This is a genomic window from Streptomyces sp. NPDC002809 (assembly GCF_040295435.1).
GTDB lineage: Bacteria > Actinomycetota > Actinomycetes > Streptomycetales > Streptomycetaceae > Streptomyces.
In genome coordinates this window covers 183,239-204,640 of the sequence record NZ_JBEOVJ010000006.1, presented here as the reverse complement: position 1 = coordinate 204,640, position 21,402 = coordinate 183,239, and the positions used below count along the sequence as shown (strand labels likewise).

Here is a 21,402-nt window from a genome sequence, read left to right as displayed (position 1 = left end):
ATACATCCAGTATGCGGACGCTCCTCCGCCTTGCGATGCACCGCATCTGACGCCGCGCGCTGATCCACCACGGATTACGGGACAGCCCTTAGGTCGCCGGGCAGGGCCCGTGGACGTTCCGGGCCATGCGCGGTCGTGGGCCGGTCCGGTGGTGTCAGTTGAGGGGATGTGCGGCCAGCAGGTCGCCCAAGGCCTCCTCGTGGGCCGCTGCCGGCCCGAGGGAGAGCTCGATCTGCTTCGCCCAGGCGTGGAAGCGGTGCAAGGGGTAGTCGGTGTCCGCGCCGAAGCCGCCGTGCAGGTGCTGCGCCGTCTGCACGACCCGACGGACCCCGTTGGACGCCCAGATCTTCGCCACCGCGACATCGGCTGCCGGTGGCAGCGCGCCGGTCCCGCCGGCGTCGATCCGCCAGGCCGCCTGCCAGAGGGTCACCTCCATGGCCCTCAGATCGATATAGCGGTCCGCAGCCTGTACGGCGACGGCTTGGAAGGTCGCCACGGGGAAGCCGAACTGCTCGCGCTTGCCCGTGTACTCGCTCGTCATGGCCAGGACGGCCTCGCCGAGGCCCAGCGCGAGTGCGCACGTCCCGGTGGTGAGCAGGGAGCGCAGCCACTCCCAGGCATCGGCCGCGTCGATCAGCTGGCGGGCCTCGATCCGCACAGCCTCCAGCCCCACCTCGCCGAAGAGCTCGCCGTTGGTGGAGACCTGCTCGGCGATGGTGAGGCCTTCGTGGCCGCGGTGGATCAGGGCCAGGACAGCCCGGTTGTCCCCCGTGTGGGCGGGAACCGCGATCCAGTCCGCGGCCTGGGCCCACGGCACCGCCGACTGCACCCCGTCGAGTATCCAGTGCGCCCCGACGCCGGTGCCGCCGTCGGCGGCGTCGAGACGCGCGGTGACGGCGAGTTCGGCCGGGTCGTGGCCGGTGCGGCCGTTGGCGCCGACCGTCAGAACCAGGTCCCCCCGGCCGATGCGCGGCAGCAGCTCAGCCGCCAGTCCCCGGTCGCCGTAACGCTGGAGCGCCATCGCGACCGCGCACGTCTCCAGCAACGGAACCCGGGCGAGTACCTTCGCCGACTCGCGCAGCACCAGGCACAACGCGACCAGATCGAGGCCCGCCCCGCCGTGCTCCGGCTCCAGCGTCAGGCTCAGGAGGTCGCCGGCGGCGAGTCCGGCCCACAGCGGCCGGTCGATGTCCTCGGCCACCGCCCCCGGTACGAGCGCGGGGCTGGGCACCGCATCGACGGCGACGCCCGAGAAAACGGCACGTGCCGCCTCGATGGCTGCCTGCTGTTCCTCGGTGAAGGTGAAGTCCACTGTCCTGGCCTCCCGCGAACCGCTGCGCCCGTACCCGGACCTGACGGATCGTCAAGATAGAACAGGTTCTACAAGAAGGGAACAGTGCGGCCGCCGCGCCGCCGGCCGCCACGGGTCAGCGGTCGAAGTCGAGCTTCACCTCCCCGGTCACCGGACGGGACTGGCAGGCCAGCACATATCCCGCGTCCGTCTCCTCCGGCTCCAGCGCGAAGTTGCGGTCCATCCGAACCTCGCCCGAGACCAGGAAGGCCCGGCAGGTCCCGCACACACCGCCCTTGCAGGCGTACGGCGCGTCGGAACGGCTGCGGAGCACCGTGTCCAGCAGCGACTCACCCTCTTGCACCGGCCACGTGCCCGAGCGGCCGTCCAGGGTTGCCGTGAGCGTGCTGTGGGCGGAGGCCTCGACCCGTGGCCGGGTGGCGGCGTCGGGGCTGTCCTCGACGTGGAAGATCTCCTGGTGGATACGGGTCCGGGCGACGCCCAGACCGTGCAGCGCACCCTCGGCGGCCCTGACCAGGCCGAGCGGACCGCACAGGTACCAGCCCTCGACCTCAGCCACCGGAAGCAGTGCCGGCAGCAGGTCGGTGAGCCTTTCGCGATCCAGCCTGCCGGAAGGGAGGCCCGCCTGCTGTTCCTCCCGGGAGAGCGCGGTGACCAGCTGGAATCGGTCCGGATAGCGGTCTTTGAGGTCGGCGACCTCGTCCAGGAACATCGTCGACGCGGCGGTCCGGTCGCTCCGGATCAGGCAGAACGAGGCATCGGTCTCCCGGGCCAGCAGAGTCGCCGCGATGGACAGCACCGGGGTGATGCCGCTTCCGCCGACGATCGCCGCGAACTGCCCGGCTCGCGGCGCGAGCACGAAACGCCCCATCGGGGGCATCGCCTCGACCTGGTCGCCGACCGCCAGCTCCTTGAGCGCGTACGTGGAGAACGCACCGCCGTCGACGAGCCGGATGCCCACCCGCAGCGCCGGCTCGGCAGGCTGCTCGGTGGCCGGTGCGCAGATCGAGTACGAGCGCCGGATCTCCTCGCCACCGACGGTGTAGCGGACATTGAGATGCTGGCCGGGCTTGTGGCGGAAGGTCTCGCGAAGCTGGGGCGGCACGGCGAAGGTGACGGCCACCGAATCGTCCGTGAGCCGCTCGATCGCGCTGACCCGGAGCGGATGGAACATCTACAACTCCTTGAAGTGGTCGAACGGTTCACGGCACGACACGCAGCGGCGCAGTGCCTTGCAGGCCGTCGACGAGAACCTGCTCAGAAGCTCCGTGTCGGTCGAGCCGCAGTGCGGACAGTGCACCGACAGGGTGAGGGGGACAGGCCCTGCGGAGGGGGACGCGGCGTCGTGCGGCCGCGGGGGCGCGATGCCGAACTCGGCGAGCTTGCGCCGTCCTTCCGCGCTGATGTCGTCCGTGGACCAGGCCGGGGAGAGGACGGTGACCACGGAGACCTCGATCATGCCGTGGTCGTGCAGCACCCGCTCGATGTCCGTGGACATGGCCTCTATCGCGGGGCAGCCGGTGTAGGTCGGAGTGAGCCGTACCGTGACGCGGCCCGGTGCCAGCACCTCCACGCCCCGGAGCACGCCCAGCTCCTCCAGGGTCAGTACGGGCAGCTCCGGATCGGGGACGGCGCCCGCCAGGCTGCGCAGCTCCTCCTCCAGGGCCGTCCAGGTCACCATGACGCCCCCGGATGGCTGCGGTGCAGGTGCTGCATCTCGGCGATCATCCGGCCGAAGGGCTCCGTGTGGATTCCCTGCCGGCCGGCGCCGGCCGTCCAGGCGCCGGACTGGGGCCCGGCCGGCACGGTCAGCGTGGCCCGTTCCAGCACGGCGGTGATGGAGTCCAGCCAGCGGCTGTGCAGCGCCTGCCAGTCCACGTCCACGCCTTCGACGGGCTGGAACAGCTCGCCGGTGTAGCGCCACAGGGCGTCCACCCCGCGCTGCATGCGCTCATGGCTCTCTGCCGTGCCGTCACCGAGGCGCAGGGTCCACTGCTCGGCGTGGTCCCGGTGGTAGGCCACCTCCTTGACGGCCTTGGCCGCCAGCCCGGCGAACTCGCCTTCGCCGGTCGCCAGTTGCTCGTACAGCCCGTGCTGGTGGACGGAGAAGTACAGCTGACGGGCGATGGTGTGGGCGAAGTCGCCGTTCGGCTGCTCGACCAGCTGGACGTTGCGGAAGGCGCGCTCCTCGCGCAGGTACGCCAGCTCGTCCTCGTTGCCTGTCAGGGAGAGCAGGACCCGGGCCTGGCCCAGCAGATCCAGGGCGATGTTGGCGAGGGCGAGCTCCTCCTCCAGCACGGGGGCATGGCCCGCCCACTCCCCCAGCCGGTGCGACAGCACCAGTGCGTCGTCGCCGAGCGCGAGGGCCGCGGTCACAGGTGCTTCACCCCGTCCGGGATCGCGTAGAACGTCGGGTGCCGGTAGGGCTTGTCACCCGACGGTTCGAAGAACGTGTCCTTCTCGTCCGGCGAGGACGCTGTGATCTGGCTGGACGGCACCACCCAGAGGGAGACGCCCTCGGAGCGGCGCGTGTACAGATCGCGTGCGTTGCGCAGGGCCATCTCGGCGTCCGGGGCGTGCAGGCTGCCGGCGTGGGTGTGGGAGAGCCCGCGCCGCGAGCGCACGAACACCTCCCACAGCGGCCAGTCGGTCGAGCTGCTCATGCTGTCGCCTCCCCGTTCGGTACATCCGTGTGCTTCTGTGCGTACGCGGCGGCTGCGTCCCGGACCCAGGCGCCTTCCTCGTGAGCCCGGCGGCGCTGGGTGAGGCGCTGCTCGTTGCACGGCCCGTTGCCCTTCAGGACCTCCTGGAACTCCGTCCAGTCGATCGCCCCGAAATCGTGCTGACCGCGCTCCTCGTTCCACCGGAGGTCCGGGTCGGGGAGGGTGAGGCCCAGGACCTCGGCCTGCGGCACGCAGATGTCCACGAAGCGCTGTCGCAGCTCGTCGTTGGAATGACGCTTGATCTTCCAGGTCATCGACTGCGCCGAATGCGACGAGGCGTCGTCCGGCGGGCCGAACATCATCAGGGACGGCCACCACCACCGGTTCACGGCGTCCTGGGCCATCTCGTGCTGCGCCGGTGTCCCGTGGCCGAGGGCGAGCAGCAGCTCGTAGCCCTGGCGCTGGTGGAAGGACTCCTCCTTGCAGATGCGGACCATGGCCCGGGCGTAGGGGCCGTAGGAGCAGCGGCAGAGAGGGACCTGGTTGGTGATCGCGGCGCCGTCCACGAGCCAGCCGATCGCGCCGACGTCCGCCCAGGTCAGGGTCGGGTAGTTGAAGATCGATGAATACCGCTGGCGCCCCGCGTGCAGCTTGTCGAGCAGCTCCTCGCGGCTCGTGCCGAGGGTCTCCGCCGCGCTGTACAGATACAGCCCGTGTCCCGCCTCGTCCTGCACCTTGGCCATCAGGATGGCCTTGCGGCGCAGCGAGGGGGCGCGGGTGATCCAGTTGGCCTCCGGCTGCATGCCGATGATCTCGGAGTGGGCGTGCTGGGCCATTTGCCTGACCAGTGAGGCGCGGTAGGCGTCGGGCATCCAGTCGCGCGGCTCGATGCGCTCGTCTGCCGCCACCGCGGCGTCGAATGCCGCCTCCAGGGCCCCGTCCGCCCCGTCGGTGCTGCCTGCTGTCGCCTGCGCTGTCTGGCCCGCAGTCACTGCCGCCATCCCGGACTCCCTACCGACCGATCGTTCGGTTCAATGTCTTCAATGGTGAGTCTGCGGCCCGTAGGGTGTCAACCCTGTGGATAACTGACCGGGATCGACGGGGATCGGGGCGGGATGGATTCGTACGACGACAAGGGCGTCGGCGGGGGTGTCGGTGGGAAGGTCGGCGGCGGGGGCGAGGCCGGGGGCGACTCCGATGCGCTGACCGTTCCCGAACCCCGTACCGTTCCCGAGCCCCTTACCGATCCGGGCCTGAGCGCTGATGCGGACCACCACCCCACCGGCGCCGAGCCGCGCGTCGGAATGGCCGGGCTCTCGTTCCCGTACCAGGTCGTCGCCGCTGTCGCGCTGTCGGTGATCGGGCTGATTGCCTGCACACAGCTGGCCATGGTGTTCCTGCACGTCGCGCCGTCGAACACGCTGACCAAGCAGCACGGCAAGGTGATCGATCAATGGATCTACCCCGAGTTCGAGCAGAACTGGAAGCTCTTCGCTCCCAACCCTCTGCAACAGAACATCGCCGTGCACGTGCGCGCCGAGATATCCGGCCCCGACAAAAGACGGACCACCCCCTGGATGAACCTCTCCGGCGAGGACGGCAAGGCGATACGCGGCAATCTGCTGCCCAGCCACGTCCAGCAGAACGAACTCCGCCGGGGCTGGGACTTCTACCTCGGCTCGCACGACAGTCAGAACCGGGCCAACGGCCTGCGCGGCAAACTTTCCGAGCAGTACATCCGGCGCATCGTGATGCTGCGCCTCAGTGAGCACGACTACGGCGGCGACGTTCTGAGGATCCAGGTCCGGTCCGAGTCCCGGTCGGTCGCGGCCCCCGCGTGGAGTGGGGAGAAGATCAGCACCAAACCCTCCTACCGGGTGCTGCCCTGGTGGACCGTCACCGCGGCCGACCTCCCCGAGGCCGACTCCGAGGAGGCGGACCAGTGAGCACACCCGGCTTCGACCGCACGCTCGCCCGCGGTATCCAGCGCATCACCGCCGCATCCCTGGGGCGGCACCAGAGCGCTGTCATCCGGATCGGTTTCTCCGCCACGTACCTCCTGTTCCTGCTGCGCGAAATTCCGCACCGACGCGAGATGTACGGCCCCGACGCCCCGTGGCGCTGGGACATGGGGCAGCAGCTCATCTCCGGCAATCAGGCCTTCACCACGCTGATGTGGTCGGACAGCGCCGTCTGGTTCGAGGTCGTGTACGCGCTGGCACTCGTCGCCTCCGCACTGCTGATGGTGGGCTGGCACACCCGGGCCATGTCCGTGCTGTTCATGGTCGGTGTGCTCTCCCTGCAGAACCGCAGCATCTTCATGGGCGACGGCGGCGACAACGTCATCCACCTCATGGCGATCTATCTGGTGCTGACCCGGTGCGGACAGGTCTGGTCCCTGGACGCCCGCCGTGCACGGCGGGCGTCCAGGGAGGACCCTCGCCCGGCCGGTGGTGTGGCCGGTCCGCTGCTGTGGGTGGCTTTCGGCGCGGTCCTCTGCGGGGCCACGGTGACGGGGAACCTGGGCGGGACCGCCTGGCTGCCGGTCTTCTTCTGGATCCTGTGGATCGGCCACGGCGTCTGGTGGGCCGTGAACCGGTACGCACCGCACAGCGAGCCGCGCACTCTGCTCGACGTCATCGCCAACCTCGCTCACAACGCCACACTCGTCGTGATCATGGCTGAGGTCTGCCTGATCTACGCGACCGCGGGCTGGTACAAGATCCAGGGTTCGCGCTGGCAGGACGGCACCGCGCTGTACTACCCGCTCAATCTTGACTACTTCACGCCCTGGCCCGGCCTCTCGGAGCTTCTCGCGTCGAACGGTTTGATGGTGATGGTGCTGACGTACGCCACGGTCGCCGTGCAGGTCGCCTTCCCCTTCACTCTGTTCAACCGGCGCGTCAAGAACGTGCTGCTCGTGGCGATGATCTGCGAGCACCTCGGTATCGCCCTGCTTCTGGGGCTCCCCTTCTTCTCGATGGCCATGATCGCCGCGGACTCCGTCTTCCTGCCGACCGTCTTCCTGGTGTGGCTCGGAGGGAAGACGGTCCTCGGGCGGGATCTGCTGTTCCGGCGGCGCGGCAAGGTGCCGGGCCCGCGGGACGGTGCGGGTGAGGACGCTGCCGGTGCTGGGGCCGGTGCCGGCGTCGAGGACCGGGAGGCGTGGCAGCACCGCGAAGACGGGGGCCATACGCTCGTCGGGTGAGCAGTGAGACAGGCAGTACAGGCAGCACGAGCAGCACCGGTGGCGCGGGCGGGGCGGCCGATCCGTCCGTGGAGTCGGCGACGGGTGAGCCGGCACAGTACGACGAGGGGTTCGGGACGGAGATCGGCGTCGGGCCGCATCCCCTGCCCTGGCCCGTCGGCGAGCGGTACGACCCCGAGCTGCTCGCCCACGGCGACCGGCGCAACGTGGGCGATGCATACCGCTATTGGACCCGGGAAGCGATCGTCGCCGATCTCGATCTGCGGCGGCACGACTTTCACGTGGCGGTGGAGAACTGGGGCCACGACTTCAACATCGGCTCCGTCGTACGCACCGCGAACGCCTTCCTCGCCAAGGAGGTGCACATCGTGGGGCGGCGGCGCTGGAACCGTCGCGGAGCGATGGTCACCGACCGCTACCAGCACGTCCGCCACCACCCGGACACCGCCGATCTGACCGCGTGGGCGGCGGCCGAAGGACTGCCGATCATCGGCATCGACAATCTGCCGGGCGCGGTGCCGCTGGAGCGGACCGTGCTGCCGCGGCGGTGTGTGCTGCTGTTCGGGCAGGAGGGGCCCGGGCTGACCGAGGAGGCTCGCAAGCACGCCTCGATGGTGTGCTCGATTGCGCAGTTCGGGTCGACGCGGTCGATCAACGCGGGGGCAGCGGCGGCGATCGCGATGCATGCGTGGGTGCAGCGGTATGCGGATATTCCGGGGGCGGATGCGGATGCGGGCGCGGGGGCGTAGGGGACGGGAGGGTGGGGTGCGCCTGCTGCGGGCTCTGTCCCCTGCCCGCCCCTTCCCGTAACCGGGGCTCCGCCCCGGACCCCGCTCCTCAAACGCCGGAGGGGCTGAGGAGGGGGCCGGAAGGGCCGGGAAGGGGCCGGAAGGGCCGGGAAGGGGCTCGGTGGACCGGAAGGGTCCGGCCAAGGGCCGGAAGGGTCCGGCCAGGTCGAGATGGGTCCGGCCAGGGCGGGAAGGGTCCGGCCAGGGGGGTAAGGGCCGGGCCATGGCCCGAAAGCGTTCGGTGGGTTGGGTCGGGGGTTCAGCGTTGGCGGCGGACTTCCAGGGTGCGGAAGCGGTTGGAGACGAAGGCTCCGTCGCACAGCGCCGCGTTTGCCGCGGGGTTTCCTCCCGAACCGTGGAAATCGGAGAACGCCGCCGTCTGGTTGACGTACACCCCGCCGGTCAGATTCAGGGAGAGCTGGGCCGACTCGTCCAGACAGACGTCCTCCACCGCGCGCTCCACCTCCGGTGAGGTGGTGTAGGCGCCGACCGTCATCGCCCCCTTGTCGCGGATGGTGCGGCGCAGCAGTTCGACCGCATCCGCCGTCGAATCGACGGCGACCGCGAACGCGACCGGGCCGAAGCACTCCGACAGGTACGGCGAATCGTCGTCCGGCTTGCTGCCGTCGAGCTTGACGATCAGCGGTGTGCGGACGACTGCTTCGGGGAAGTCCGGGTTGGCGACTTCCCGCGAGGGCAGAGCCACTTCGCCCAGCTGTGCGGCCGCCTCCAGGCGGGCCTTCACCGCCGGGTTGACCAGGGCGCCCAGCAGGCCGTTCGCCCGGGCGTCGTCACCCAGGAGTCCGGTGACGGCCGCGGCGACATCGGTGACCACGTCGTCGTACGACTTGTCGCCGACGTCCGTGGTGATGCCGTCCCGCGGGATCAGGAGGTTCTGCGGTGTGGTGCACATCTGGCCGCTGTAGAGGGAGAGCGAGAACGCAAGGTTGGCCAGCATGCCGCGGTAGTCGTCCGTGGAGTCGAGGACGATCGTGTTGACCCCGGCCTTCTCCGTGTACACCTGCGCCTGGCGGGCGTTGGCCTCCAGCCAGTCACCGAATTCGGTGGAGCCGGTGTAGTCGATGATCCTGATCTCCGGGCGGACTGCCAGGGTCTTGGCGATGCCCTCGCCCGGGTGCTCGGCGGCCAGCGCGACCAGGTTGGGGTCGAAGCCCGCCTCGGTGAGCACCTCGCGTGCCAGCTGGACGGTGAGGGCCAGCGGCAGCACCGCGCGGGGGTGCGGCTTGACCAGGACCGGATTGCCGGTGGCGAGGGAGGCGAAGAGGCCCGGGTAGCCGTTCCACGTGGGGAAGGTGTTGCAGCCGATCAGCAGCGAGATGCCGCGTCCGGCCGCGGTGAACGTCTTGTGCAGCTCGATCGGGTCGCGCTTGCCCTGCGGCTTCGACCAGTCGGCGCTCCGGGGCGCGCGCATCTGTTCCTCGTACGCGTACGCCACCGCCTCCAGACCGCGGTCCTGGGCGTGCGGGCCGCCGGCCTGGAACGCCATCATGAAGGCCTGTCCGCTGGTGTGCATCACCGCGTGGCCGAATTCATGGGTGCGGGCGCTGATCCGCGCCAGGATCTCCAGGCAGACCAGAGCCCTGGTCTCCGGGCCGGCCTCCCGCCAGGCGGGGATACCCGCGCGCATCGCGGGGAGCAGTACGTCGAGGTCGGCGTGCGGATACTCGACGGCCAGCTCCGGACCGTACGGAGAGATCTCGCCGCCCGTCCACCCGTCGGTCCCGGGCTGGCCCAGGTCGAGACGGGTGTGCAGCACCGCGTCGAAGGCGGCCTTGCCCTCGGCGGCGCCCAGGCTGCCGGGCGCGCCGCCCTCGCCGTAGGCCTTCGGGTGCTCGGGATGCGGCGACCAGTAGGCACGCGAGCGGATCGCGTCGAGGGCCTGGTCGAGCGTGGGGCGGTGCTTCTCGGACAGCAGGTGCGGGGAGAGCTCGGCGGCCATGACGGACCAACTCCTCATCGAGCTGGGCAGGGGCGGGCGGACAGAGTTAGAGTAACCGAACGATCGGTCGGGACAAGGGGGCCCACGAAACCTGTGGACAACTCGTAGGGGAGGATCGCGGGCATGACCACGGCCAAGCGGGACACGTACACCCCGGAGACTCTGCTCACCGTCGCCGTCCGTGTCTTCAACGAGCGCGGCTACGACGGCACGTCGATGGAGCACCTGTCGAAGGCGGCGGGTATCTCCAAGTCGTCCATCTACCACCATGTCGCCGGCAAGGAAGAGCTGCTGCGGCGCGCGGTAAGCCGGGCGCTGGAAGGGCTCTTCGGCATCCTCGACGAGTCCGGTGCGACGCGGGGCCGTGCGATCGAGCGCGTCGAGTACGTCACGCGGCGCACCGTCGAGGTGCTGATAGCCGAACTGCCCTACGTCACGCTGCTGCTGCGGGTGCGGGGCAACACGAAGACCGAGCGCTGGGCGCTCGAGCGGCGGCGTGAGTTCGACCAGCGCGTGGCCGATCTGCTCAAGGCGGCGGTCGCGGACGGTGATCTCCGCTCCGACGTGGACATACGGCTGGCGACGCGGCTGCTGTTCGGGATGGTCAACTCGCTGGTGGAGTGGTTCCGGCCGCTGCCGGACGGCGGCGCGGAGGGGGAGCGGCTCGCCGACACCGTCGTGCAGCTGGCTTTCGAAGGCATGAAGTCCAGCCGCTGACCCGTCGCCCCCGGAGAGGGGTGTCCTGGCGGGTGTCCCGACTCAGGTGAGTTCCGTGGGCCGGTCGGAGCCCGGTCCCAGATCCGTCTCCTCGAACACCAGCAGTGTGCGGGTGGAGAGCACCTCCGGAATGGCCTGGATTCTCGTCAGGACCAGCTCGCGCAGCGACCGGTTGTCCGGGGTGTGCACCAGCAGCAGGACGTCGAAGTCGCCGCTGACCAGCGCGATGTGCGTGGCCCCGGGCAGGGCCTGGAGCTGCTCCCGCACGGTGCGCCAGGAATTCTGGACGATCTTGAGCGTGATGTACGCGGAGGCTCCCTGCCCCGCCCGCTCATGGTTCACCCGCGCGCTGAAGCCGCGGATCACACCGTCGTCGATGAGCCGGTTGATCCGGGCGTACGCGTTGGCCCGCGACACATGGACGCGGTCGGCCACCGACCGTATCGAGGCGCGACCGTCCGTCTGGAGCAGTCGGAGGATGGCGTCGTCGACGGCGTCGAGCGGGCGTGCCGGGGGAATCCGGCCGGGCTCCTCGCCCCCGTCGGCCATTTGTTCAGCTGCCATGTTCGCGTGCCTTCCCGTCCTGGACGACCTGTGCCCATCCCAGGCTGTGGAGAACCGTTTGTCCACAGGCTGGCGGTGCCTGTAGCCAAAATGCGCTCGCGACCGAACAATCGGTAGGTGAGGCGCACCACATTCGTGCCTCGCACGGCTTTCGTTATTTCGACATATATCAACACCCCTCGGCACCGGGCACCCCCGGTGCCGCGGATGTCGTTCGATACCCCTCGACGCCAGGAGGTGCTTGTCATGACGGTCCAAGAGCTGCCCGGCGCGGCCGCCTACCGGCCCACGCCGCCCCCGGCCTGGAAGCCGCTCACCGATCCCGCGCCCCTGCTCCCGGACCCCGAGCCGTACCGCGTGCTCGGTACGGACGCCGTGGCCGACGCGGACCCCGAGCTGCTGCTGAGGCTCTACGCGGAGCTCGTGCGCGGCCGGCGGTACAACGCACAGGCGACCGCCCTCACCAAGCAGGGCCGGCTCGCCGTCTACCCGTCGAGCACCGGACAGGAGGCCTGCGAGATCGCGGCCGCCCTGGTGCTGGAGGAGCGGGACTGGCTCTTTCCCAGCTACCGCGACACGCTCGCGGCCGTGGTGCGGGGACTGGACCCGGTCGAGGCCCTGACCCTGCTGCGCGGCGACCGGCACACCGGGTACGACCCGCGCGAGCACCGCATCGCCCCGCTGTGCACCCCGCTCGCCACCCAACTGCCGCATGCCGTGGGTCTGGCCCACGCGGCGCGGCTCAAGGGGGACGACGTGGTGGCGCTCGCCATGGTCGGTGACGGCGGCACCAGCGAGGGCGACTTCCACGAGGCGCTGAACTTCGCGGCCGTCTGGCGGGCCCCGGTCGTCTTCCTCGTGCAGAACAACGGCTTCGCCATCTCCGTACCCCTGGCCAAGCAGACCGCGGCACCGTCCCTGGCCCACAAGGCCGTGGGGTACGGGATGCCCGGCCGGCTGGTCGACGGCAATGACGCGGCCGCCGTGCACCAGGTGCTCGCCGAGGCGGTGGCACGGGCCAGGAGTGGCGGCGGCCCGACGCTCGTGGAGGCTGTCACCTACCGCATGGACGCGCACACGAACGCCGACGACGCGACGCGCTACCGCGGCGACAGCGAGGTCGAGGCCTGGCGGGCACACGATCCGGTCCAGCTCATGGAGCGTGAGCTGACCGGGCGCGGACTGCTCGGCGACGACGGCATCGAGGAGGCGCGCGTGGCCGCGGAACAGATGGCGGCGCAGCTGAGGGAACGGATGAACGCGGACCCGGTGCTCGACCCGATGGACCTCTTCGCCCATGTGTACGCGGAGCAGACCACGCAACTGCGCGAACAGGCGGCCCGCCTGCGGGTCGAGCTGGAAGCGGAGCACGACCAGCACGACGAGCGCAGCACGGACGACAGGGGTGCAGGGCGATGACCACCGCAGCGGCCACGGCCCGGGAGCGGACGGCGAAGGCCAAGCCCGCGACCATGGCGCAGGCACTCGGGCGCGCGCTGCGCGACTCGATGGCCGAGGACCCCTCAGTGCACGTCCTCGGCGAGGATGTCGGGACGCTCGGCGGGGTCTTCCGGATCACCGACGGCCTGGCGAAGGAGTTCGGCGACGAGCGGTGCACCGACACCCCGCTGGCCGAGGCCGGCATCCTCGGGGCGGCCGTCGGCATGGCGATGTACGGGCTCAGGCCCGTCGTGGAGATGCAGTTCGACGCCTTCGCCTATCCGGCGTTCGAGCAGCTCATCAGCCATGTCGCCAAGATGCGGAACCGGACCGGGGGCGCGATGCCGCTGCCCATCACGGTCCGCGTCCCCTACGGCGGCGGAATCGGCGGCGTCGAGCACCACAGCGACTCCTCGGAGGCGTACTACATGGCGACCCCTGGTCTCCACGTCGTCACGCCCGCCACGGTCGAGGACGCGTACGGGCTGCTGAGGGCCTCGATCGCGTCCGACGACCCGGTGGTCTTCCTCGAGCCCAAGCGGCTCTACTGGTCGAAGGCGGACTGGTCGCCGCAGGCGCCCGCCGCGGTCGAGCCCATCGGACGGGCGGTCGTGCGCCGCCCCGGGCGCAGCGCGACGCTGATCACGTACGGGCCTTCGCTACCGGTCTGCATGGAGGCGGCGCAGGCCGCTGTCGAGGAGGGCTGGGACCTCGAAGTCGTGGACCTGCGGTCGCTGGTGCCGTTCGACGACGAGACCGTCGCCGCATCAGTGCGGCGCACCGGGCGCGCGGTCGTCGTCCATGAGTCCACCGGCTTCGGCGGCCCGGGCGGTGAGATCGCCGCCCGGATCACCGAGCGCTGTTTCCACCATCTGGAGGCGCCGGTGCTGCGCGTCGCCGGGTTCGACATCCCGTATCCGCCGCCGATGCAGGAGCGCCACCATCTGCCGGGTGTGGACCGGGTGCTTGATGCCGTCGCACGGCTGCAGTGGGAGGCGGACAACTGATGGCTCAGGTGCTTGAGTTCAAGCTTCCGGATCTCGGTGAGGGGCTGACCGAGGCGGAGATCGTGCGCTGGCTGGTGGAGGTCGGCGACGTCGTCGCCATCGACCAGCCGGTCGTCGAGGTCGAGACGGCCAAGGCGATGGTGGAGGTGCCGTGCCCGTACGGGGGCGTGGTGACCGCGCGCTTCGGCGACGAAGGCACGGAACTGCCCGTCGGTGCACCGCTGCTGACCGTCGCTGTCGGGAGCGTGGAACCGGTGACCGGCGCCGGCTCCGGTGCGGCGGCCGCTGGGGCGGAGCCGTCCGGGTCCGGGAATGTGCTGGTGGGATACGGGACCGGGGCGCCGCCGGTTCGCCGTCGGCGGGTCAGGCCGGAGAGGCTTTCGGGTCCCGCCGCTGTCGCTGTCGCTACTGCCACCTCTGCCTCCGCCGCTCCTGGTGAGGTTGCCGTCTCAGGCCGGGGTACGGAGGGCGTACGGGGGCCGGTCGCGGTCGTCTCCCCGCTGGTGCGCAAGCTTGCGCGGCAGAACGACCTCGATCTGCGGCAGCTCGCGGGATCCGGGCCCGACGGGCTGATTCTGCGCGCCGATGTCGAGTCCGCCATCCGGTCGGCGGCTGCGGCCCCGGCCACCGAATCGGCCGGGACGCCGGCTGGGATGCCGGCCGGGGCGCCTGCGGTACAGACCGCGACGCCTGCGGTCCGGACCGCGGTGGCTGCCGGGCCGTCGGCACGTTCCGTCGGCGAACGGATTCCGTTGCGCGGTGTACGGGGCGCGGTCGCCGACAAGCTGGCGCGCAGCCGGCGCGAGATCCCAGACGCCACGTGCTGGGTGGACGCCGACGCCACCGAGCTGATGGCGGCCCGGGCAGCGATGAACGGCGCCGGCGGTTCCGGCGCGGGTCCGAAGGTGTCGGTGCTCGCGCTCCTCGCCCGTATCTGCACGGCGGCCCTGGCGCGGTATCCCGAGCTCAACTCCACGGTGGACACGGAAGCGCGTGAGATCGTCCGGCTGCCGGAGGTCCACCTCGGGTTCGCGGCCCAGACCGAACGCGGGCTGGTCGTTCCGGTCGTCCGGGATGCGCAGGGCCGCAACACGGAGTCGATCGGGGCGGAGATCGCCCGGCTGACCGAGGCGGCCAGGACGGGGACGCTGAAGCCGGCGGAGCTGACCGGCGGCACGTTCACGCTCAACAACTACGGGGTGTTCGGGGTCGACGGCTCGACGCCGATCATCAACCACCCGGAGGCGGCGATGCTCGGCGTCGGCCGGATCGTCCCCAAGCCGTGGGTGTACGAGGGCGAGCTGGCCGTGCGACGGGTCGTCCAGCTCTCGCTGACCTTCGACCACCGGGTCTGCGACGGCGGTACGGCGGGTGGCTTCCTGCGCTACGTGGCCGACTGCGTGGAGCAGCCGGCGGTCCTGCTGCGGACGCTGTAGGGCGCACGGCCGGGCGCTGTCCAGGCGTTCGTTCAGGCGTCGTTCCGGTGCGGGGCGCGTGGCCGGACGTTGGCCCTGCTGTGCGCGGGGGCTGGGTGTTGGGGGCCGGGGGCCGGGGGCCGGGGGCGGGGGGTCGGTTCGGGGTTCTTCCGGAGTTCCAGGACTTCGGACCTTCGGACCTCCGGACCTCCGGTGATCCGGTGATCCGGCAATTCCCGTCACTCCTCGTTCCGGTCTGTTCTGTGTTGATCCACGGGACCGTGGACGGGGACGACTCACCGGACGGTGTGGCACGCATACTCGGGGCATGACCGCGTATGACGCCATCGTTCTCGCCGGAGGGGCCGCCAAGCGGCTCGGCGGCGCCGACAAGCCCGGGGTCCGGGTCGGCGGCCGCGCGCTGCTCGACCGGGTGCTCAGTGCCTGCGCCGGTGCCGGGACCACCGTGGTGGTGGGGGGAAGGCGGCCCACCGCGCGCGCGGTGACCTGGACGCGCGAAGAGCCTCAGGGCGGTGGTCCGTTGGCCGCGCTCGGCGCGGGGGTGCGGCACACGGCGGCGGAGCGCGTACTCGTGCTCTCCGCCGATCTGCCGTTCCTCGGAGCGGACACGGTCCACTCGTTGCTGGAAGCGGCCGGGCAGGGGGATGCGGAGGGCGCCGTCTGCACCGATCAGGACGGCCGGGACCAGCCGCTGGTCGCTGTCTACCGGGCGGAGCCGTTGCGCCGCGAACTGGCGCTCGTCGCCACCGAGCACGGCAGCCTGGCCGGTCTGCCCCTTCGGCTGCTCACCCACGAACTGAGGCTGTCCAGAGTGGCGGCGGACCCGCTCGCCTCGTTCGACTGCGACACCTGGGAGGACATCGCTTCGGCCCGGGCCCGGATCAGGGAGCATGGGACCGTGCTGGACGAATGGATCACCGCAGTCAAGAACGAACTGGGCATCGAACTCGACGTCGACACCGACGTCCTGCTCGACCTCGCCCGTGACGCCGCCCACGGTGTCGCCCGCCCTGCCGCGCCCCTGACGACCTTCCTGGTCGGTTACGCGGCGGCGAAGGCGAGCGGTGACGGCGGCGGTCCGGAGGCAGTGGCCGAGGCCGCCCGGAAGGCTGCCGCACTCGCCCTCCGGTGGGCGGACGAAACCGAGACGCCATGACGGGCGGCCACAGCGACGGAGACGAACGGCCGTCCGCCACGGACCCGCTCCCTCCGGCCATGGGCAGACTCCCTCCCGCGACGGCCGCGACGACCGCGACGACCGCGACGGGCAGGTCGGGCGCGACGGGCAGGTCGGCCGCGGCGGGCGGAACGGCTGCGAAGGGCACGCCGACCGTGGCGGCCGCGGGTGCCGGGCGGTCGGCTCCGGAGCCCGGCCGGGGCGCCGAACGGAACAGCGTTGCCGAGGCCGAGGCCGAGGCCGACGAAGAGGAGCGGGCCGTGGCGCAGGCCCTCGCCCTGGTCGGCCGACAGGCGCCTCCAGGGCCGGACCCGGGGCAGAACCCGGGGCAGAACCCGAGGCAGAACCTGGGAACGAACCTGGGAACGAACCCAGGAACGAACCCAGGAACGAACCCGAGGGCAGACTGGAGCGCAGTTCCATGGGGAGAGCCCGGGCGCGGCTCCGGGCCCCGGGCCTCGGACCCGTCCCAGGACCGTATCCGGCCCCCGCATCCGGCCCTGACCGATCCGGCCCTGAGCGATCCGGCCCCGACCGACCCGATGCCTACCGATCCAGCCCTGAGCGATCCGGCCGCCTCCCCGCGGAACGTGGGCCCCATCGCCTCTCCCCGCCACGCGAGCTCCACCGCTTCCGCAGATCGCGTCGGCCCGGATTCGGACTCCCCCGACCATGTCGGGCCCTCCCCCGCGCCCGACCGGCCGCATACCCGCGCCACCCCGTGGGGCGAGGCCCGTGCCGTTGCCGCCAGGGCCGGGCGGACGGTTCCTCCGCGTACCGTGCGGCTTCCTCTCGACCAGACGCTCGGGCACGTGCTCGCCGAGCCGCTCGCCGCGCTCACCGACCTGCCGCCCTTCGACACCTCCGCCATGGACGGCTGGGCCGTCGCAGGGCCGGGACCATGGGCCATCCGGGACGACGAGGGGATCCTCGCCGGCCACGCCACTCCCACCCCGATCCCCGACGGCGATGCCATCCGCATCGCCACCGGGGCCCGGATCCCGGCGGATGTCACTGCCGTCATCCGAAGCGAACACGCCTACGCGGACAGGGCCAAGGGGTTGCTGCACCCCCGGCGGCAGGTGAATCCCGGGCAGGACATCAGGCCGCGCGGACAGGAGTGCCGCTCGGGCGAACAGCTCCTCCCTGCCGGAACGCTGGTGACGCCCGCCGTCCTCGGACTGGCAGCAGCCGCCGGCTACGACGAACTGCCGACCCGGCCCCGGCCACGCGTGGACGTCCTCGTCCTGGGCGATGAACTCCTCACCGCAGGGCTGCCGCACGACGGCCTGATCCGGGATGCGCTCGGCCCGATGATCGGCCCCTGGCTGCGTGCGCTGGGTGCCGAAGTCTCCGCGCCGCGCCGTCTCGGCGATGACGCGGAAGCCCTCCAGCAGGCCGTCACCGGCTCCGACGCCGACCTGATCGTCACCACTGGCGGTACCGCCGCCGGACCTGTCGACCATGTGCACCCGGTCCTGGCCCGGATCGGTGCCGAGCTGCTCGTTGACGGGGTGGCCGTGCGCCCGGGCCACCCGATGCTGCTGGCCCGGCTGGCGGGTGGGGGCCCGTATCTGGTCGGGTTGCCCGGCAACCCACTGGCCGCGGTCTCCGGGTTGCTCACCCTGGCCGAGCCGCTGCTCGGCGGGCTGGCAGGCCGGACCCCCGAGGACGCCTACCGGGTGGCCGTACGCGACGACGTGCACGGCCATCCGCACGACACCCGTCTGGTCCCCGTGGTCCATCGCGCAGCCGGCACCCACGGCCCCGCCACCGGCCCCGCTTCCTCCCCCGGTTCGGCAACTCGCCGCGACAGCAAGGGAACCGGAGGCGGCGCAGATCACGTCGTACCCCTGCATTACAACGGTCCTGCCATGCTGCGCGGCGTCGCTGCCGCGGACGGGCTGGCCGTTGTGGAGCCGGGCGGGGTACGGTCCGGCACCGAGGTGGAGATCCTCGATCTACCGTGGGCCCCGGCGACGCCGTGGACTGAAGGGTGTTTCACGTGAAACTTCCCGGCCATGACGCGATGGCCAGGCGCGCCGACGAGCATGTCGTCCCCACCCGGGTGATGCTCCCGCGCAGGGTCGTCGCCGGACCGGCTCGTCAGGTCGCCAAGCGGCTGATGATGGCTCTGATGGTGCTGGCTGTCACGGTGCTGATCGTCTGGCTCGACCGTGGCGGCTACCACGATGCCGCCGACGGCAAGGTCGACCTTCTGGACGCGGTGTACTACGCGACGGTCACCCTCTCCACCACCGGATACGGCGACATCACCCCGTACGGCGACGGCGCCCGGCTCACCAATGTGGTGCTCGTGACACCACTGCGTGTCCTCTTCCTCATCATCCTGGTCGGCACCACCCTTGAGGTCCTTACGGAACGGACCCGCGAGGACTTCCGGCTGAAGCGTTGGAGAACCAACTTGCGTGACCACACCGTCGTCGTCGGCTTCGGTACGAAGGGCCGTTCGGCTATCCAGACCCTCTGCGCCACCGGGCTGCGGAAGGACCAGATCGTCATCGTCGACCCGGCGTCCAAGGTGATAGAGATCGCCAACGCCGAGGGCTTCACCGGCGTGCTCGGGGACGCGACACGCAGCGACGTGCTGCTGCGGGCCGAGCTGCAGAAGGCGCGGCAGATCATCATCGCCACCCAGCGGGACGACACGGCGGTGCTGGTGGCACTGACCGCACGTCAGCTCAACCGCGGCGCGAAGATCGTGGCCGCAGTGCGCGAGGAGGAGAACGCTCCCCTGCTGCGGCAGTCCGGCGCCGATGCCGTCATCACCAGCGCCAGTGCGGCGGGCCGGCTGCTCGGTCTCTCCGTGCTCAGCCCCAGTGCGGGCACGGTGATGGAGGACCTGATCCAGCAGGGCAGCGGACTCGATCTCGTCGAACGGCCGGTCATAAAGGCCGAGGTGGGCAAGAGCGTCCGGGAGACCGACGACCTGGTCGTCAGCGTCCTGCGGGGTCACCGGCTGCTGGGATATGACGATCCGGCGGCCAGTCCGCTGCAGCTGACGGACCGGCTGATCACCATCGTGCGTGCCTCCAACGAACCGCCCCTGAACCACCCGCCGCAGGCGGCCCCGCGCGGCTGAGCGAAGCGGGCCGCTGGTTGCCGGCGCCCGGGTGTGGCACGGATCGCTGGTTGTCGGCGCCCCGGGTGCGGCACGGACCGTCGCTTCCGTCGCCCGGGTGTGGCGCGGGCCGCTGGTTGCCGTCGCTCCGGTGCGGCGTGGTCCGTCGGCTGCCCCGCGCCGCACCACCGCGCATCGTGGTTGGCCACCCGCCACGGAGTAGCCTCGCGGCCATGCATGCGATCACGATCCCCGAACCCGGTGGCCCCGAGGCGCTCGTGTGGGCCGAGGTGCCCGATCCCGTACCCGGCGAGGGCGAGGTCCTCGTCGATGTCGTGTCCAGTGCGGTCAACCGGGCCGATGTGCTCCAGCGGCAGGGCTTCTACAACCCGCCGCCCGGCGCGTCCCCCTACCCGGGTCTGGAGTGCGCGGGCCGCATCTCGGCCCTCGGCCCCGGAGTCGTCGGCTGGTCGGTCGGCGACGAGGTGTGCGCGCTCCTCGCGGGCGGTGGCTATGCGGAGAAGGTCGCCGTCCCCGTCGGGCAGTTGCTCCCCGTACCGAACGGGCTGGATCTCACGCTCGCCGCGGCGCTGCCCGAAGTGACGGCCACCGTCTGGTCCAACGTGTTCATGGTGGCTCATCTGCGCCCTGCTGAGACGCTGCTGGTGCACGGCGGGTCGAGCGGTATCGGCACCATGGCGATCCAGCTCGCCAAGGCCGTCGGCGCCCGGGTGGCCGTGACCGCCGGAGGGCCGGAGAAGCTGGCCCGCTGCGCGGAACTCGGCGCGGACATCCTCATCGACTACCGGGAACAGGACTTCGTCGAGGAGCTCCGCAAGGCGACGGACGGGGCGGGCGCGGACGTCATCCTCGACATCGTCGGTGCGAAGTACCTGGACCGGAACGTGCAGGCACTCGCCGTCAACGGGCGGCTCGCGATCATCGGTCTCCAGGGCGGGGCCAAGGGCGAGCTGAACCTCGGCGCGCTGCTGAGCAAGCGGGCTGCCGTCACGGCGACGTCACTGCGCGGGCGCCCGCTCGCCGAGAAGGCCGCGATCGTGGCCGCCGTACGCGAACACGTCTGGCCGCTGATCGCCGACGGCGTCGTCCGGCCGGTCGTGGACCGCACACTGCCGATGCAGGACGCGGCAGAGGCGCACCGCGTGATGGAGTCCAGCACCCACGTCGGCAAGGTCCTTCTGCAGGCACCCGCAACGGCCTGATCCGCCCCCCCCGGATCCCTCGGATCCCTTGGAGCTTCCACAGCTGCAGAGCCCCGCCGAGCCTCTCAGGCCCCCACCGAGCCCAAGAACGCGCGAAGGGCCCGGCACACGAACTCAAGTTTCGTGCGCCGGGCCCTTCGCGCGGTATCGGTGGATCGGGACCGGCGGACCGGCGGACCGGCGGACCGGCGGACCGGCGGATCGATGGATCGATGGATCGGTGGGTACGGACCGGGCCGGTACTACAGGTACGGGCCCGACCGGGCCGGTACTACAGGTACGGGCCGGAGCGGAGCGCCCCGTGCGGGTCCGCGCCGCCGTCCTCCTCCTCGTGGCCACTGCCGGGAGGCAGCGCGCGGCGCATCTGCTCCAGCTGCGCCCGGGCCGCCATCTGCTGGGCGAACAACGCCGTCTGGATGCCGTGGAAAAGGCCCTCCAGCCAGCCGACCAGCTGGGCCTGCGCGATCCGGAGCTCCGCCTCGGAGGGGACCGACTCCTCGGTGAACGGCAGGGAGAGCCGCTCCAGCTCCTCCACCAGCTCCGGCGCGAGGCCGTCCTCCAGCTCCTTGACCGAGCTGGCGTGGATCTCCTTCAGGCGCACTCGGCTCGCCTCGTCGAGGGGAGCCGCCCTGACCTCCTCCAGGAGTTGCTTGATCATGCTGCCGATGCGCATGACCTTCGCGGGCTGTTCGACCATCTCCGTCACCGGGACCTCACGCGACTCGTCGTCAGTGCCACCGCCGCCGATCGCCATTCCGTCCTGTCCCACTACGAGGACTTGGGGGTGCTCCTGCGACCGTTCATTCCTCGGCATCTCCATGCCGC

General features: G+C 71.1%; 20 protein-coding genes. 11 read left to right on the top strand and 9 right to left on the bottom strand.

Annotated features, from left to right (window positions below):
• Positions 1 to 154 precede the first annotated feature (154 nt).
• The 6 genes from ABT025_RS06530 to paaA all read right to left on the bottom strand — a co-directional run bounded on the left by ABT025_RS06530 (position 155) and on the right by paaA (position 4,976).
• Complete coding sequence (locus ABT025_RS06530) at positions 155 to 1,312, bottom strand: acyl-CoA dehydrogenase family protein (RefSeq protein ID WP_350990532.1); 1,158 nt, start codon at positions 1,310 to 1,312, stop codon at positions 155 to 157.
• Positions 1,313 to 1,427: 115 nt separating this feature from the next.
• Positions 1,428 to 2,486, bottom strand: coding sequence for a 2Fe-2S iron-sulfur cluster-binding protein (locus tag ABT025_RS06525; RefSeq protein ID WP_350990530.1), 1,059 nt, complete (start codon positions 2,484 to 2,486; stop codon positions 1,428 to 1,430).
• Positions 2,487 to 2,993, bottom strand: coding sequence for a 1,2-phenylacetyl-CoA epoxidase subunit PaaD (gene paaD / locus ABT025_RS06520; protein ID WP_350990528.1), 507 nt, complete (start codon positions 2,991 to 2,993; stop codon positions 2,487 to 2,489).
• Positions 2,987 to 3,688: a 1,2-phenylacetyl-CoA epoxidase subunit PaaC gene (gene paaC / locus ABT025_RS06515; RefSeq protein ID WP_350990526.1), complete on the bottom strand. Its 702-nt coding sequence runs from the start codon at positions 3,686 to 3,688 to the stop codon at positions 2,987 to 2,989. The genes paaD and paaC overlap by 7 nt, the downstream gene beginning before the upstream one ends.
• On the bottom strand, positions 3,685 to 3,975 hold the full coding sequence (gene paaB / locus ABT025_RS06510; protein WP_350990524.1) for a 1,2-phenylacetyl-CoA epoxidase subunit PaaB: 291 nt from the start codon (positions 3,973 to 3,975) through the stop codon (positions 3,685 to 3,687). The genes paaC and paaB overlap by 4 nt, the downstream gene beginning before the upstream one ends.
• Complete coding sequence (gene paaA / locus ABT025_RS06505; protein ID WP_350990522.1) at positions 3,972 to 4,976, bottom strand: 1,2-phenylacetyl-CoA epoxidase subunit PaaA; 1,005 nt, start codon at positions 4,974 to 4,976, stop codon at positions 3,972 to 3,974. Before paaA ends, paaB begins: the two co-directional genes overlap by 4 nt.
• A gap of 114 nt (positions 4,977 to 5,090) precedes the next feature.
• Between paaA and ABT025_RS06500 the strand changes: the two genes are divergently transcribed.
• From ABT025_RS06500 to ABT025_RS06490, 3 genes are read left to right on the top strand one after another with little or no spacing between them, the layout of a single operon-like run.
• On the top strand, positions 5,091 to 5,921 hold the full coding sequence (locus ABT025_RS06500; protein ID WP_350990520.1) for a DUF5819 family protein: 831 nt from the start codon (positions 5,091 to 5,093) through the stop codon (positions 5,919 to 5,921).
• Positions 5,918 to 7,183 carry an HTTM domain-containing protein gene (locus tag ABT025_RS06495; RefSeq protein WP_350990518.1) on the top strand — a complete coding sequence of 422 codons (1,266 nt, stop codon included), beginning with the start codon at positions 5,918 to 5,920 and terminating at the stop codon, positions 7,181 to 7,183. Before ABT025_RS06500 ends, ABT025_RS06495 begins: the two co-directional genes overlap by 4 nt.
• Positions 7,180 to 7,932 carry a TrmH family RNA methyltransferase gene (locus ABT025_RS06490; RefSeq protein WP_350990516.1) on the top strand — a complete coding sequence of 251 codons (753 nt, stop codon included), beginning with the start codon at positions 7,180 to 7,182 and terminating at the stop codon, positions 7,930 to 7,932. The genes ABT025_RS06495 and ABT025_RS06490 overlap by 4 nt, the downstream gene beginning before the upstream one ends.
• A 298-nt stretch (positions 7,933 to 8,230) precedes the next feature.
• Here the strand turns inward: ABT025_RS06490 and paaN are convergent, their stop codons facing one another.
• A complete protein-coding gene (gene paaN, locus ABT025_RS06485) occupies positions 8,231 to 9,931 on the bottom strand; it encodes a phenylacetic acid degradation protein PaaN (RefSeq protein WP_350990514.1) in 1,701 nt (566 codons plus the stop codon).
• Positions 9,932 to 10,054: 123 nt separating this feature from the next.
• Here paaN and ABT025_RS06480 point away from each other — a divergent pair, with 123 nt between their 5' ends.
• Entirely contained in the window at positions 10,055 to 10,648 is a 594-nt protein-coding gene (locus ABT025_RS06480) for a TetR/AcrR family transcriptional regulator (protein ID WP_350990512.1), read from the top strand.
• Positions 10,649 to 10,690: 42 nt separating this feature from the next.
• Here the strand turns inward: ABT025_RS06480 and ABT025_RS06475 are convergent, their stop codons facing one another.
• Complete coding sequence (locus tag ABT025_RS06475) at positions 10,691 to 11,197, bottom strand: Lrp/AsnC family transcriptional regulator (protein ID WP_502971894.1); 507 nt, start codon at positions 11,195 to 11,197, stop codon at positions 10,691 to 10,693.
• Between the two features lie 261 nt (positions 11,198 to 11,458).
• Between ABT025_RS06475 and pdhA the strand changes: the two genes are divergently transcribed.
• The 7 genes from pdhA (at position 11,459) to ABT025_RS06440 (ending at position 20,577) form a co-directional block, all read left to right on the top strand.
• Positions 11,459 to 12,631 carry a pyruvate dehydrogenase (acetyl-transferring) E1 component subunit alpha gene (gene pdhA / locus ABT025_RS06470; RefSeq protein ID WP_350990508.1) on the top strand — a complete coding sequence of 391 codons (1,173 nt, stop codon included), beginning with the start codon at positions 11,459 to 11,461 and terminating at the stop codon, positions 12,629 to 12,631.
• Entirely contained in the window at positions 12,628 to 13,659 is a 1,032-nt protein-coding gene (locus ABT025_RS06465) for an alpha-ketoacid dehydrogenase subunit beta (protein ID WP_326737364.1), read from the top strand. Before pdhA ends, ABT025_RS06465 begins: the two co-directional genes overlap by 4 nt.
• Positions 13,659 to 15,095, top strand: coding sequence for a dihydrolipoamide acetyltransferase family protein (locus tag ABT025_RS06460; RefSeq protein WP_350990506.1), 1,437 nt, complete (start codon positions 13,659 to 13,661; stop codon positions 15,093 to 15,095). The genes ABT025_RS06465 and ABT025_RS06460 overlap by 1 nt, the downstream gene beginning before the upstream one ends.
• A 307-nt stretch (positions 15,096 to 15,402) precedes the next feature.
• Entirely contained in the window at positions 15,403 to 16,251 is an 849-nt protein-coding gene (locus tag ABT025_RS06455; protein ID WP_350990504.1) for an NTP transferase domain-containing protein, read from the top strand.
• Positions 16,252 to 16,310: 59 nt separating this feature from the next.
• Positions 16,311 to 18,281: a molybdopterin molybdotransferase MoeA gene (locus ABT025_RS06450; protein ID WP_502971891.1), complete on the top strand. Its 1,971-nt coding sequence runs from the start codon at positions 16,311 to 16,313 to the stop codon at positions 18,279 to 18,281.
• Positions 18,282 to 18,301: 20 nt separating this feature from the next.
• Positions 18,302 to 19,375: a potassium channel family protein gene (locus tag ABT025_RS06445; protein ID WP_350990558.1), complete on the top strand. Its 1,074-nt coding sequence runs from the start codon at positions 18,302 to 18,304 to the stop codon at positions 19,373 to 19,375.
• Positions 19,376 to 19,587: 212 nt separating this feature from the next.
• Entirely contained in the window at positions 19,588 to 20,577 is a 990-nt protein-coding gene (locus tag ABT025_RS06440; RefSeq protein ID WP_350990498.1) for an NAD(P)H-quinone oxidoreductase, read from the top strand.
• A gap of 271 nt (positions 20,578 to 20,848) precedes the next feature.
• Here ABT025_RS06440 and ABT025_RS06435 read toward each other — a convergent pair whose 3' ends face one another.
• Complete coding sequence (locus tag ABT025_RS06435) at positions 20,849 to 21,397, bottom strand: bacterial proteasome activator family protein (RefSeq protein WP_326737359.1); 549 nt, start codon at positions 21,395 to 21,397, stop codon at positions 20,849 to 20,851.
• Between the last annotated feature and the right edge of the window lie 5 nt (positions 21,398 to 21,402).

Bases quoted from the DNA above. Each gene is read 5' to 3' on its own strand.
- ABT025_RS06525 (WP_350990530.1), bottom strand. From the start codon at position 2,486: ATGTTCCATCCGCTCCGGGTCAGCGCGATCGAGCGGCTCACGGACGAT.
- paaD (WP_350990528.1), bottom strand. From the start codon at position 2,993: ATGGTGACCTGGACGGCCCTGGAGGAGGAGCTGCGCAGCCTGGCGGGC.
- paaB (WP_350990524.1), bottom strand. From the start codon at position 3,975: ATGAGCAGCTCGACCGACTGGCCGCTGTGGGAGGTGTTCGTGCGCTCG.
- paaA (WP_350990522.1), bottom strand. From the start codon at position 4,976: ATGGCGGCAGTGACTGCGGGCCAGACAGCGCAGGCGACAGCAGGCAGC.
- ABT025_RS06500 (WP_350990520.1), top strand. From the start codon at position 5,091: ATGGATTCGTACGACGACAAGGGCGTCGGCGGGGGTGTCGGTGGGAAG.
- paaN (WP_350990514.1), bottom strand. From the start codon at position 9,931: ATGGCCGCCGAGCTCTCCCCGCACCTGCTGTCCGAGAAGCACCGCCCC.
- ABT025_RS06480 (WP_350990512.1), top strand. From the start codon at position 10,055: ATGACCACGGCCAAGCGGGACACGTACACCCCGGAGACTCTGCTCACC.
- ABT025_RS06475 (WP_502971894.1), bottom strand. From the start codon at position 11,197: ATGGCCGACGGGGGCGAGGAGCCCGGCCGGATTCCCCCGGCACGCCCG.
- pdhA (WP_350990508.1), top strand. From the start codon at position 11,459: ATGACGGTCCAAGAGCTGCCCGGCGCGGCCGCCTACCGGCCCACGCCG.
- ABT025_RS06465 (WP_326737364.1), top strand. From the start codon at position 12,628: ATGACCACCGCAGCGGCCACGGCCCGGGAGCGGACGGCGAAGGCCAAG.
- ABT025_RS06460 (WP_350990506.1), top strand. From the start codon at position 13,659: ATGGCTCAGGTGCTTGAGTTCAAGCTTCCGGATCTCGGTGAGGGGCTG.
- ABT025_RS06455 (WP_350990504.1), top strand. From the start codon at position 15,403: ATGACCGCGTATGACGCCATCGTTCTCGCCGGAGGGGCCGCCAAGCGG.
- ABT025_RS06450 (WP_502971891.1), top strand. From the start codon at position 16,311: ATGGGCAGACTCCCTCCCGCGACGGCCGCGACGACCGCGACGACCGCG.
- ABT025_RS06445 (WP_350990558.1), top strand. From the start codon at position 18,302: ATGGCCAGGCGCGCCGACGAGCATGTCGTCCCCACCCGGGTGATGCTC.
- ABT025_RS06440 (WP_350990498.1), top strand. From the start codon at position 19,588: ATGCATGCGATCACGATCCCCGAACCCGGTGGCCCCGAGGCGCTCGTG.
- ABT025_RS06435 (WP_326737359.1), bottom strand. From the start codon at position 21,397: ATGGAGATGCCGAGGAATGAACGGTCGCAGGAGCACCCCCAAGTCCTC.